This is a genomic window from Bacteroides sp. AN502(2024) (genome assembly GCF_041227145.1).
Lineage (GTDB): Bacteria > Bacteroidota > Bacteroidia > Bacteroidales > Bacteroidaceae > Bacteroides.
In genome coordinates this window covers 3,094,872-3,108,278 of record NZ_JBGFSP010000003.1, presented here as the reverse complement: position 1 = coordinate 3,108,278, position 13,407 = coordinate 3,094,872, and the positions used below count along the sequence as shown (strand labels likewise).

Here is a 13,407-nt window from a genome sequence, read left to right as displayed (position 1 = left end):
CGATACATAACTACATTTCACGATACATTAACAACTTCACCAGATTCTTCAACTCTCTTTTTCTGTCTTCTGCAACAGCTACCGCTGCCAGGCTCTCCATAGCGAGCGTATAATATTCACGCATTTTGCTTTCACAGATGTTGCGGATGTTCAACTGATTATAGATTTCAGTCACCGCCTCAATTTTTTCAGAAGGCTGAAAAGCTTCTGCACCCAACCAACAATTCAATGCTGTATGCTGCTTTTCATCCGCACGATCCAGTGCTTTGATAAGCATATATGTCTTTTTATTGCAGAGGATATCTCCCCCTATTTTCTTACCGAACACTTTCGGATCACCGTATACGTCTAACAAATCATCCTGCAACTGAAATGCGACTCCGATATGCATTCCAAAATTATAAAGATTCTCTGCATCTTCAGCAGTCGCTCCTGCTAAAATTGCACCGATTTTAAGACTGGCAGCAAGCAACACTGCTGTTTTCAAACGAATCATTTCAATGTATTCGTCTTCTGTAACATCACAGCGAGATTCAAATTCCATATCCAGTTGCTGTCCTTCACAGATCTCAAGTGCAGTCAAACTGAATAAATCCATCACTTCTTTCAGATGTTCCTGCGGACATCCCATCATATAACGAAATGCCAGAATCAACATAGCATCTCCCGAGAGTACGGCTGTATTATCGTTCCAAACTTTGTGCACAGTAGGCTTTCCTCTGCGTACATCCGAACGATCCATCAAATCATCATGCAACAAGGTGTGATTGTGATAAACTTCGATTGCTGTGGCAGGATCATATATAGACGCAATATCCTCCCTATACAAGTTATATCCCATCAACATCAATACAGGGCGTATCCGCTTCCCACCCAGAGAAAGAATATATTCAACCGGTTCATAAAGTCCTTTCGGTGACCGGGTGAACAGGATTTCGGAGATATGGTTATTTATCTTATCGAGTAATTGAGAAGCTGTAAACATGATAAATAAAAAATGAATGAATAAAAAGAGGCTGCCGAAAGCAGCCTCCCCATTTATAGTATTACAAATTACTGCAATCTGAACATCACAGGAACCGTAAATTTAACACGTACCGGTTTTCCGCGCTGCATGCCAGGCTTCCACTTTGGCATGGTATTAATTACACGGAGGGCTTCCTTATCCAAATATGGATCAACGCTACGTACAACCTTCGCATCTACAATACTACCGTCTTTGTTAACAACGAACTGTACGATAACACGTCCTTGAGTCCCGTTTTCCTGTGCGATAGTCGGATATTTAATATTTTTTGCCAGATACTGCATCAAAGCGGCTTGTCCACCCGGGAAATCCGGCATATTTTCTACAACCTCGAAAATTGTCTGTTCTTCCGGTTCTTCTTCAACAACCTGTACAGGCACGTACTTAACCTCTACTGGAGCTTGATTATCTTCATTAATAATAGTTGTTGCTTCTTCGATTTCAGCCTTATCATCCACAATCTCCAGTAGCTCTGCTACCTTTGGAGCCTCAGGTGGTGGTGGTGTTGCCTGTTCCGGGGTTTCAGTAATAGGAATGATTTCCTCTTCAAACACAACATCAGCTACGACCTGGCTTGTATCTATTTTCACGTCACGCTGGGTCCATTCGAACGCCACGAACATGAAAGCTAGAACTACCACGTAACCAACGAGCAGCCATGTAGACTTCTTGCCTTCCAAGTCTGCTTTAGGTGATTTTTTAACTTCCATAAATTTATTAATATAATGATTAAATAAAAAAGTGTCTTCGTATGTCTTCGGGCAAATATAGTACATTTTCATAGATTCAGTTCCCTCTTTATCTCTTTTTATCCGGCTTTTTAACTTTTTTAATTCTTTTGTAGTTGTCTTGCCCCTTTTAACTGCAAACCTATGGTTGATTTTCAAAATTAGCGTATCTTTGGCGAACAAATCAGATGAACTGAATATGAAAAAGATTACAATTGCAATCGATGGTTTTTCCTCTTGTGGAAAAAGTACAATGGCCAAAGATCTTGCTCGCGAAGTGGGTTACATTTACATTGACAGCGGAGCCATGTATCGTGCGGTCACCTTATATAGTATAGAAAACGGGATTTTCAACGGAGAGATGATTGATGCGGAGAAACTAAAAAAAGAAATCAAGAATATTCGTATCTCTTTCCGACTGAGCAAGGACACCGGACGTCCTGAGACCTATCTAAACGGGGTGAATGTGGAGAATAAAATCCGTTCAATGGAGGTTTCTTCCAAAGTAAGTCCTATCAGTACGCTTGACTTCGTACGTGAAGAAATGGTAGCGCAGCAACAGGCTATGGGAAAAGAAAAGGGAATTGTGATGGATGGTCGAGATATCGGGACCACCGTTTTCCCGGATGCGGAATTGAAAATATTTGTAACCGCCACTCCGGAAATCCGTGCTCAACGCCGTTATGACGAGCTGAAAGCAAAAGGACAGGAAGTCAGTTTCTGCGAAATTTTAGAAAACGTAAAACAACGGGATTATATCGACCAAAACCGGGAAGTAAGTCCGCTGCGCAAAGCTGAAGATGCTCTACTCTTGGACAATACCGACTTATCAATTGAAGAGCAAAAGAAATGGCTTTTCGAGCAATTTAATAAGGTAAGTAAATAGTTTGTTTTATGATTAAGGTAGAGATAGACGAAGGTTCCGGCTTCTGCTTCGGTGTAGTGACAGCCATTCATAAGGCAGAAGAAGAGTTGGCAAAAGGTGAAACACTCTATTGCCTCGGAGACATCGTGCACAATAGCCGGGAAGTGGACAGGCTGAAAACGATGGGGTTAATCACAATCAACCGAGAAGAATTCAAGCAACTGAAGGATGCTAAAGTGTTGCTCCGAGCGCATGGAGAGCCACCGGAAACTTATATGATTGCCCGTGAAAATAATATAGAGATCATCGACGCGACCTGTCCGGTTGTATTACGTTTACAGAAACGTATCAAACAAAGCTATCTGGCAGACAGTGACGAAAAAAAACAAATTGTCATCTACGGAAAGAGCGGTCATGCTGAAGTGCTGGGACTGGTGGGACAGACAGACGGAAAAGCAATTGTGATCGAAAAGGCAGAAGAAGCCAAAAAACTGGATTTAAACAAAAGTATCCGCCTTTTCTCACAAACCACCAAGTCATTGGATGAGTTTCAGGAAATCGTAGCATACTTCAAACAACATATTTCACCGAAGGCAACTTTCGAATATTATGATACTATTTGCCGCCAGGTTGCCAACCGAATGCCTAAGCTCCGGGAATTTGCGGCTACACACGATCTGATTTTCTTTGTCAGCGGTAAAAAGAGTTCGAACGGAAAGATGTTGTTTGAAGAATGTCTGAAGGTGAACGCTAATTCACATTTGATAGATAACGAGAAAGAAATCGATCCTTCTCTTCTTCAAAACGTAAAATCGATTGGTATATGTGGAGCGACTTCTACTCCGAAATGGTTAATGGAGAAGATTTACAATCACATCCGGACGCTTATTAAAGAATAATAGCTTTATTCATAAAAGAATAATAGCAAAGCAACATAAGAAAAAACGGCAAAGTAACACGAATGAATAAAAAGAAAGGAAGAAGAGGTTATTTGAACATTTTTAATGTTTTCTTCATACGAAAAAAAACTTCCTAACCACTGCTTTCAACTTTTTATTGTACATTTGCCGCGTCAAACTAATTAATGAGAGATTGTTATATGGGAACAGTTAAGTGTATCGGAATTTTGACCTCCGGAGGTGATGCTCCGGGAATGAACGCAGCTATACGTGCAGTGACACGTGCAGCTATCTACAATGGATTGCAAGTCAAAGGTATATACAGAGGCTATAAAGGTCTGGTTACAGGTGAAATCAAAGAATTCAAGAGTCAGAATGTGAGTAATATCATCCAGTTGGGTGGTACCATCTTAAAAACAGCCCGCTGTAAAGAATTCACGACTCCCGAAGGTCGTCAAATCGCTTATGACAACATGAAAAAAGAAGGTATTGATGCCTTGGTTATCATCGGCGGAGACGGCTCACTAACAGGTGCACGCATCTTTGCGCAGGAATTTGATGTTCCATGTATCGGACTGCCGGGAACCATCGACAACGACCTTTATGGTACAGATACAACCATCGGATATGATACTGCATTAAATACCATATTGGATGCCGTAGACAAGATTCGTGACACAGCCACTTCGCACGAACGCTTGTTCTTTGTTGAAGTTATGGGACGCGATGCTGGTTTTCTCGCACTGAACGGAGCCATCGCTTCGGGAGCGGAAGCAGCCATTATTCCGGAGTTCAGTACGGAAGTCGATCAATTGGAAGAGTTTATTAAAAACGGATTCCGTAAATCCAAAAACAGTAGTATTGTATTGGTAGCCGAAAGCGAACTGACAGGAGGAGCTATGCATTATGCCGAGCGTGTAAAAAACGAATATCCGCAGTATGATGTGCGTGTGACAATTTTAGGTCACCTACAACGTGGTGGTAGCCCCACTGCCCACGACCGTATCCTAGCAAGCCGCCTCGGCGCTGCTGCTATCGATGCTATTATGGAAGACCAACGTAACGTTATGATTGGAATTGAACACGATGAAATCGTTTACGTACCGTTCAGTAAGGCAATTAAGAATGACAAACCGATCAAAAAAGATCTTGTCAATGTATTGAAAGAACTTTCAATTTAATTTATTAGGGATATTCAGTAAATTTGAAGGTGTGTCAAAATGCGCACCTTCTTTTTTTGCCCAAAGCCCCGACTTTCACAAGCAGGGGCTTTGTTATTACCTAAAGATTTTGTATCTTTAAGCATAAAATTTACACTATGACAAAGATACATTTTCGTCCTTACATTCCCAACCAAACAGTGCTTTTTCCTGGGAGAATCGATGAGGATATTGCAGAAAACGATCCGGTTCGCATGGTTGACGTTCTGGTTGAAAGCCTGAATCTTGAAGGTTTCAGAAAGTTATACAAGGAATGCGGCCGTAGTGCTTACCATCCCCGAATGATGCTCAAGGTTATTCTGTATGCCTACATGAACAACATCTACTCCTGCCGGAAAATAGAAAAGCTACTCCATCGTGATATCCATTATATATGGCTGGCCGGATACGAGAAACCGGATTTCATTACCATCAACCGATTCCGCAACCGGGTGAAGAAGGAAATCAACGAGGTGTTTACCCAAACCGTACTTCTGCTTTCTTCCAAAGGTTTCATCAGCCTGAATGTGGAATACATTGACGGTACAAAAATCGAATCCAAGGCAAACAAGTACACTTTCGTCTGGAGAAAAACGGTCGAACGGAACCGTGAACGCCTGATGAAGAAAATACATGTACTATTAGGTCAGATAGACGAGTTCATCGCTCAGGAGAAATCATCAGAGACCAATGAGGGGATAGAGTTTACTCCGACTATGCTGACCGAAATGGCGGGAGAATTACGTAATGCACTTGCACAGGCTCCCGATCCTTGCACGAAAGAGGAAAAGACTGCACTGAAAAAGAAACGCAAACAGCTCAAGGAGCTGGAAGAACACAGAGATAAACTGCAGGAATACGACGGTCATCTGGAAAATCTGCAAGCTCGCAACTCCTATTCCAAGACAGACAAGGATGCCACTTTTATGAGGATGAAGGAGGACGCCATGCGTAACGGGCAGACAAAACCCGGCTACAACCTTCAGATCGGTACCGAGAACCAATTCATTACCGACTTCGCTCTTTTCTCCAATCCTACGGATACACTGACCATGATACCTTTCCTGCAATCCTTTTCAGGCAGATACGACAGATTGGCCCATATGGTGGTTGCCGACTCCGGATATGGTTCTGAGGAAAATTACCGTTTCATGTCTGAAAACGATATGGAAGCCTACGTCAAATACAACTACTTCCACATGGAACAGCGACCCGGATTCAAACCGAATCCGTTCAAGGCCGAAAACTTCTATTACAATGAAGAACATGACTATTGCATCTGCCCCATGGGACAAAAGATGCGGAGGACAGGAACCGGGCATGTGAAAACTGCATCCGGATATGTAAGCGAAAATGCCAGCTACAGAGCCGTCAGATGTGAAGGGTGTCCGTTGAGATGTCTATGTTTTAAGGCAAAGGGAAACAGGACAATAGAACTGAATCACAGACTCAGGAAATACAGGCAGAAAGCCAAAGAATTACTATGTTCCGAAGAAGGACTGAAACACAGAGGGCAAAGATGTATAGAACCGGAAGCTGTGTTCGGGCAAATAAAATATAATATGAACTACAAACGCTTCCGCCATTTTGGAAAGGAGAAGGTCTTTATGGACTTCGCATTCTTGGCCATTGCCTTCAATATAAAAAAGATGTGTGCAAAAATGAGAAAAGAAGGTATAGACTGGATGATTAAACTGTTTTATAAACTTGTACCCGCTCTTTTCAGATGGGGGGAGCACATTTATCAAACAAATCTTCAAAAGAGCGCAGCTTGAAGAAGGTTTACTGATTCTTTATAGGTGATGAAAAAAAGAAGACGTATCGTTCATTACGACACACCTTCTGTATCAAAATTCCCTTTTTGAAGAAATTACCCCTGCTATCGCTATCTGTGGCAGGGGTAAATCTTTATATTCAGGCATTATGACGGAATATTCAGTAAATGTTCCCCCCAAATACCATGGCATATGAAGATGATAGAGTATAATCACTTCATATGCCATTATTATTGTCATTTTTCTGTATATTCTCATATACTCTTATCTGACAATACATGAAGTTCCGGAAGAAGTCTTCTGACCTCTTCTGATTCTTTCAGTAAACTCATATCATGCAGCTTTCCCCGTTCTGTTCCTGATCTTGTCAATCATCAGTATGGCATTTGCTGTATGTATTCCGAAGAAAATCCACAGGATTTCCGTCTTCTTGTTCCTTGCCTTTATCCTTGCGAGCGAGTAATGTTGCTTTTGAGTGCCGAAGCTTCCTTCAAGCCGTGTGGCCCTTTCTTTTGAGAGTTCGCTTCTAAGCACCTTCCTCAAAGGCTCATCTTTGCCCGCCCTTCCCTTGCGCACAAAGGATGTGGATATCCCATATTTAGTACAGAACTTTCTGTTGGCATTATTGGCATATATGGAATCGGCAGCCACACATCTTACCCTTACATTCATCAGCTTCTGCTGCATACGGATACAGTCCTTCAAGCGTATCCCCTCATTGAAAGCCTTGAACGAGAGGTGTTCGATGAACGATATGCCGTCTATCTGTATATTATTGACCTTTGCACCGAACTCGACGGACTTGGTTTCCTTGCCTCTGACGATGGGACGTACATAATGACGGTCGATGCTGATGATGCGGTCACTGACTTTTCGCCCTTCAAACATTTCCTTTTCCTGTACAAGCACCTTTCTGATGATGGAAAGACGCTTATGGTAATCCTGCGTATATCGGAGTAAAGCACCGTACTCGCTATGGAGCCCATCCCTTTGACTGAGGAGCTTTTCAAGAAGCTTGATCATACGGCGCTTAAGCATTCTTGCCCTTGAAGCTCTCCTCTTTCTTTTCTTGCAGTAGGACAGATAGGATTCCGCCACATTCCTGTATTTGTTGCGCGGACGCCTTATGCCCAGATCCCTGCAATGCCGGCATATATGACTGTAGAGCCATTCGATGCTTTCCCAAAGGAGTTTCATGTCCGTAGGAAAACGCATGTGGCTCTCATAGCATGTGGCATCGGTCATGCAGACGTGAAGGTTATCAAGATAAGGTTTCCAGTGTGAAGCCAGGATCTCCTGGAAGGAATCAATGTCAAGGCGGGATGCTATCTCATTACGGATGGCACTGACTATCTTGAAGTTGGTTATGGGAAGGGACGGGGGGATCATGATGCCACAGAACATCTGGTAGTGTATGTTCCCGTTCAGATGTTCCACCAGTTTCCTGTCGGAGAATCCGGTGTATGCCTTCAGGACCATAAGGGCGATCTTTGCGGAAGGACTGAATATGTTCCTGCGGCCCAAACGTTGTTCAGACAGGCCTGCGGCTTTTGCCATACGATCAAATGGAAAGACCGAATGAAGCCTGCCAAGCTCACTCTCATGAAAACTCTTGCGGCATTTTTCCAGAATATCAAATTCTGTAAAGCCCAAAGTTGGGTGGATTTCTGAAATTTTTTGTATCTTAGCCATATCTTAGTTGGGGAATTTCCCCCGTTTGGGCCGTCAAACCTTGTTTTCGGGGGAATACCTAAAGATACTAAAAAGCCAACTAATTCGCAATAATTTGTGTATGAATTAGTTGGCTCATTTTATAATATTTAATGAATGTCCCTAATTACTGAGATCAGTTAGACAGCCTCTTCATTTTTAGCATGTCTTTTCAAACATTCCATTATCTCCTTATTCCGTCCAGCGAGGATCACCAATGCCGCTTGGGAATAGAGCATCTATGATTTTGAAGTTTCCTTCTTCCGGATTTTCGAATACTTCCGCAGATGATTTGTCATATTTGGTTACGTCACTAAGAGTACTATGGAATGTCATGTCATTGGTGCCGTAAACTTTTTCAATAGTCAGACTAAGATTAGCAGCTGCATTTGCATTGTGAGCTTTTCTATTGCTTCCACCATCGGCCAGAATTGTATTTTTGATGGCTAAAGACATTCCTTGAGCGTTTTTGTCTCCTAATTCTAACATTGCCTTTGAGCCACCCCAACCATACATCGTACAACGATCAATAGAGAAAGAAGCTGCATTACTTCCTGCGTAGAAGATACGTCCTTGTGGTTTAATCAAAGTACTGTTAGTTATTTCAGTGACAGGAATTTGGGCAACTGTTGATTCTTTATAAGCAAACATATCTCCTTTACAACCGTTGATAATAGAGTTACTTACACTGACTTTATTAATTTTGATACTAATGCCTTCTTTGGCTCTTACTACTGATTTAGAGTCGTTTATTGTACAATTTTCTATTAATAAAGTGTTGATGCTGGTTGCTATATCCTCTGTCATTTCTACACTTTTCTGAAGATTAAAGAAATATTCCCCTTGTGCATTTACATTTAAATTATAGAAACGCACCACATCTTTATTGCCTAAAGTTAAAATAGGCTTAGTTGTCATTGTAGCTTGTTCTGCTCCTCCACTTGCTCCCCAGAATACTATTGATGTAATAGCTTCAGGAACAATGATAGTTTTACTGAATGTGATTGCTGTGGAATGCGGTACAACTAGAACAACATTTCCGCTTTGTGTTGCAAGTAACTCATTGGGATCATCAGTAGCTGTAAGATATACAGGTGTGTAGCCTTCTGGGAAATTTTCTGTAGTTTGGAATGATTTCTCACCTCTCAATATCTCCTCACCGTTAACAGTATTGTATATACCGATAGTGTATGCAGTAGAAGCTATCAGATCTGTAAGTTGATAACTGCCTTTTGTGTTCATTTCCGAAGTAATTGGAATGTTTGTTACTGCTGAAGTCTCTGTGTTCGTCAGTAAGAAGTGAGTTACGCTTTGATTCTTTTTCCATGTGATAATGGCAGTCGAACCGGTGATGGTAGAGATGTCCTCAATTAACTGTTCTGTTTTGGTCTTAAAACTCAATATTGTCCTAAATAAATTTTGAGCATGAGCTAACTGACTATACTGTTAAGTATAGCCTCGAGAGTTCAAAATCAATCCCCCCTAATCGTTTTCGATGGTTTCGGGAGGTGGTGTAAATGGTTGATCAAGCCATTTTTGGAGGTCGATTTTGGTAAATGTGTTCAGCCGGAGCGTGACCACAAGGTTAGCCAATGCCCATTTGTATCTTGCGATGTGCTTTAGCCATGTCAGAATCAGCATTGTAGTCATAGCAGTCCATATTTGGGTCTCTACGGCATTGCGGGATGTGCCGATAAAGCTCTTGATGCGTAGCAGTTGCTTGAGGTTGCGAAAGAAGATTTCTATGTTCCACCGAGCCTTGTACAGAGCCGCTATGCTTGATGCTGCCAATGTGAAGTTGTTTGTGAGTAACTCAATTTCAAAACCGTGTTCATCGTTCCATACTGCGATGCGACGTAAACGTTTGGGATATTTGGATTTGGCCGCCGAGAGTTCGAACTCGATTATTTCGTCAATAAGTACATTCTGAGCGTGTTTTTCAGGCAAAGGCAACTCCTCTATGGCTTTGTACCGGATATTGTCTTTATGACGCACTACAAAGAACACGTTGCTGCTGTCCCAATTATTCAGCAATGAGTAGTCACAGTAGCCTCGGTCGGCTACTACAATACTATACGGATGTAACTCAATATCAAAAGCAGCTTTGTTGTCGGTGGTTTTGCCATCGGTGATATTCACGAACTCCGGCAAAAGACTGTCATAGTCCAATAGCGTGTGCATCTTGACCGCCCCCTTGGTGGTAGTGTAATGTGCCCAGTCATATATTGACAGAGTCAATGACACCAATGTGGAGTCGAGCAGTTTTATCGGCATCTTGAAACGGAACTTTCTTCGTTGCCATAGGGCTTGCTGTCCGAAATACTGAAACAACGAGTAGAATATGCCGCGAAAAACCGAACTGTCTCGGTTGGCGTTCTGATATGCTACCGTTGACTTGGATGGTGCACGGTTGATTCCCAAATGATTGAGGTTGCCGGTGGCTGATTTCAGCCCGTTTGAGATATCTCTGACTGAATCACATCCTGAGAATTGGCTGAAAATCATGCTAACAAACTGACTCCATGTATTGTAGCCCTTACAATGCTTGTCTGACCCCGAAGATTTTATGATTTTCCTGATATTTTCTTTCGGGAGATGTGATATTACCTGTGCGAAAAGTGTTATATTTGCCATAGGAAGTAGATGAGTTGGTGGCTCGCTACTAAGGTAGTCATTTTACCTTAGTTCTACTTCCTTTTTATTTGTTCTCCCAATTTATTTAGGACAATATTGCTTAAAACTTGTATTTTCCGGATATACCCATTTGGAAGGTGATGCTATTTCAGAGCACGAACGAATGCGAATATAGTAACTGGTATTTGCATCCAGTCCTTCAATGGTGTATGGAGAACTTTTTATACTTTTATCCTCTCCGAAAATAACAGACCCTTCCTGATAATCTTCAGACGTAAGTTCAGAAGTATTCACTTCAATGATATAATAATCTGTATTGATTGTATTATTCCAAATAACTTCAGCATCGTTGATACTGGGGCTGACTGCCAGTTTTGTGCTACGGAACAGACGATTATACGCGCTATCTGTTTCCCAATCATTTGCTTTCTCACACGATGAAAGCAGTACGGTCAGGACTATAAAAAGTCCTGATGAAACCGTATATCTTGTTGATTTAATAAAATTCATGTTCATGAGATCAATATTGAATGATGTTCATAATGATTAAAAATTATAGGAGTTATCTATGTATCCGTTAGCATCTGAAATTGTTTTGGATCCTATCGGTAATAGATGTCTATTTTTGATTGTAGCATTTAAACCGCTGCTAATATCATCTACATACTCAAGATTTAAATCATTGGTTGTTTTACTAGTATCTGGTACTCCTTTTTCCCATTCGTAGTTGGTTCCCCAACCGATAACATATTCATAACCTGCAGCCTTTGCAGCTTCCTTCACTTTATCAGGATCTTCAAGGTTTCTAAGTTCGTTGGGAATTTGTTCGGTACGCCAAGTGATGCTATTCATATCAATTGAATACGGATCATCTGCCTTCATTTTGTAGAAGATAAATTTAGGAGCAGTCTCAATCATCGCTTTATAGTCTGTTCTGAATTGAGCCAGCTTTTCAGAAAGTGTTCCCCAACGTATCAGGTCATATTTACGAACACATTCACCTGCAAACTCCCATGCACGCTCTTGATCAAGTGTTTCCATAAAATTATTTCGGGCAGATGCTTCAATTGCTGTTTTAGCTGCGTTCTGGGAAGCAGTGTCAAAGGCACGAATATGTACTTCTGTCAAAGCTTCAAGTGCAGTTTTGGTAGTGGTACCATTGGGGTTGCTACTTTCTAACCCATACAAGTTATACATAATTTCAGCATACATCAATAAAATATCAGAATAACGCATGACTACCCAGTTAATGCCTGGAGCCCATTTCTGGTCTGTATTTTGTGCCAAAGAGATGATTGCATCGTCCATTTTACGAATATCCCATTTGGCTACGTAAGCACTGAAAGGAGCATTGGAAAGCAATGTCTCTTTTATAACAGCTTTATTATCTATCGTTGTTTGTTTTAATTCATAGTAAGCACATGTAATATCTCTACGGCTGTCGTTATCATCAAAAGATAAAATATAAGAAGCTGTAAGTCTGATATTACCACTGCTATTACCTTTTGCTCCATATTTGTTGCTGGCACCATTAATACGAACTCCGGTACTATAGCCCATTTCACCGGATCTCCCTAATCCGTGAGCTACCTCATATAGATTTTCGTAATATTTAGTATCCAGTGTTCGCTTGTTGATCAAATCCCATTGGTTCTCAAAAGATGGGTTTAATTTATGAACCTGTTTGCTAACTACAATATCCAAATGTGCTAATGCGCGTTCGTGTAATTTTTGAACTTCTGTTTCCGATGGACGTTGAGTAGGGAATTGTTCGTCACTGCAAGTCGGATGATTTCTATAACCTGTTTTTGCTTGTTCGCGGATGCTATATCCGGCGCGTGATAAAGCAATACGTGCAAATAACCCATGTGCAAAACCTGCAGTGGCATGCTCTGTTGTGTATCCGTCTTCACCAGCCCAAGGAAGGTAATTGGCTGCTTCATCCAAATCATCTAACAGACGATCTAAAATAATATCACGGTCTGTTTTTGCTGCATACGTGTTAGAACCATCAGGTTGGGTCGGCTCAAAACGCATCGGAACATCTCCGTAATTTTTAACTATATCATAATATACCATTGCACGCATCGTTAATGCTTCTCCTAAATAACGGAGCATTGGTTTACGGGTGGTAGTTCCTTCTGCCAACAAGTCACTATTACGAATACCGTCAATAACGATATTGGCATTTTCAATAATAGCAAAACATCTTTCCCAGTTTGTATCCAGTTTATTCCATCCTTTGCTTAGATAGTAATTTCCTAATCCTCTTTCTGAATTTTGATGAACCTCAGACTGCTTGGTTGCATTTGCCAGTTCAATATCCGTATTATTACCGAAATTGATAGGAATACGAGAACCATAAGTGTGGTCGTATGTCAAATCGGCATATATTTTGTTTAACGCCTGTTCTGTATATACGACAGAGTTAAAAACATTTTCTCCTTTCAACTCTGAAGGGGAAGATTGGTCGAGAAAGTCACTGCATGAAAGCAAGCTCAACAATCCGGTTCCTAATAACATTGATTTTATATAAGTTTTCATATATGTATTTCCTTTCTATTTATGGG

The 13,407-nt window shown here is 41.2% G+C and carries 11 protein-coding genes; 4 read left to right on the top strand and 7 right to left on the bottom strand.

Annotation, left to right across the window (positions count from 1 at the left end; all coding sequences use genetic code 11):
- Positions 1-10 precede the first annotated feature (10 nt).
- On the bottom strand, positions 11-985 hold the full coding sequence (locus AB9N12_RS12020) for a polyprenyl synthetase family protein (RefSeq protein WP_369892290.1): 975 nt from the start codon (positions 983-985) through the stop codon (positions 11-13).
- Positions 986-1,053: 68 nt separating this feature from the next.
- A complete protein-coding gene (locus AB9N12_RS12015; RefSeq protein WP_369892289.1) occupies positions 1,054-1,737 on the bottom strand; it encodes an energy transducer TonB in 684 nt (227 codons plus the stop codon).
- A 217-nt stretch (positions 1,738-1,954) separates the two neighbouring features.
- Between AB9N12_RS12015 and cmk the strand changes: the two genes are divergently transcribed.
- The 4 genes from cmk (at position 1,955) to AB9N12_RS11995 (ending at position 6,493) form a co-directional block, all read left to right on the top strand.
- Positions 1,955-2,641, top strand: a complete 687-nt coding sequence (gene cmk, locus AB9N12_RS12010; RefSeq protein ID WP_369892288.1) for a (d)CMP kinase — start codon at positions 1,955-1,957, stop codon at positions 2,639-2,641.
- 8 nt (positions 2,642-2,649) lie between these two features.
- Positions 2,650-3,519, top strand: a complete 870-nt coding sequence (locus AB9N12_RS12005) for a 4-hydroxy-3-methylbut-2-enyl diphosphate reductase (RefSeq protein ID WP_369892287.1) — start codon at positions 2,650-2,652, stop codon at positions 3,517-3,519.
- A gap of 200 nt (positions 3,520-3,719) precedes the next feature.
- Complete coding sequence (gene pfkA / locus AB9N12_RS12000; RefSeq protein WP_369892286.1) at positions 3,720-4,700, top strand: 6-phosphofructokinase; 981 nt, start codon at positions 3,720-3,722, stop codon at positions 4,698-4,700.
- Between the two features lie 137 nt (positions 4,701-4,837).
- On the top strand, positions 4,838-6,493 hold the full coding sequence (locus AB9N12_RS11995; RefSeq protein WP_369892285.1) for an IS1182 family transposase: 1,656 nt from the start codon (positions 4,838-4,840) through the stop codon (positions 6,491-6,493).
- A 333-nt stretch (positions 6,494-6,826) separates the two neighbouring features.
- On the opposite strand, the gene AB9N12_RS11990 is transcribed toward AB9N12_RS11995, so the two are convergent.
- The 5 genes from AB9N12_RS11990 to AB9N12_RS11970 form a co-directional block, all read right to left on the bottom strand.
- Positions 6,827-8,185, bottom strand: coding sequence for a transposase (locus AB9N12_RS11990; protein ID WP_369892284.1), 1,359 nt, complete (start codon positions 8,183-8,185; stop codon positions 6,827-6,829).
- Between the two features lie 210 nt (positions 8,186-8,395).
- Positions 8,396-9,604 carry a DUF5123 domain-containing protein gene (locus AB9N12_RS11985; RefSeq protein ID WP_369892283.1) on the bottom strand — a complete coding sequence of 403 codons (1,209 nt, stop codon included), beginning with the start codon at positions 9,602-9,604 and terminating at the stop codon, positions 8,396-8,398.
- A gap of 81 nt (positions 9,605-9,685) precedes the next feature.
- Positions 9,686-10,837, bottom strand: a complete 1,152-nt coding sequence (locus AB9N12_RS11980) for an IS4 family transposase (RefSeq protein WP_369888970.1) — start codon at positions 10,835-10,837, stop codon at positions 9,686-9,688.
- A gap of 81 nt (positions 10,838-10,918) precedes the next feature.
- Positions 10,919-11,353, bottom strand: a complete 435-nt coding sequence (locus tag AB9N12_RS11975) for a hypothetical protein (RefSeq protein ID WP_369892282.1) — start codon at positions 11,351-11,353, stop codon at positions 10,919-10,921.
- A 30-nt stretch (positions 11,354-11,383) separates the two neighbouring features.
- Positions 11,384-13,381 carry a RagB/SusD family nutrient uptake outer membrane protein gene (locus tag AB9N12_RS11970; RefSeq protein WP_369892281.1) on the bottom strand — a complete coding sequence of 666 codons (1,998 nt, stop codon included), beginning with the start codon at positions 13,379-13,381 and terminating at the stop codon, positions 11,384-11,386.
- Positions 13,382-13,407: the final 26 nt, after the last annotated feature.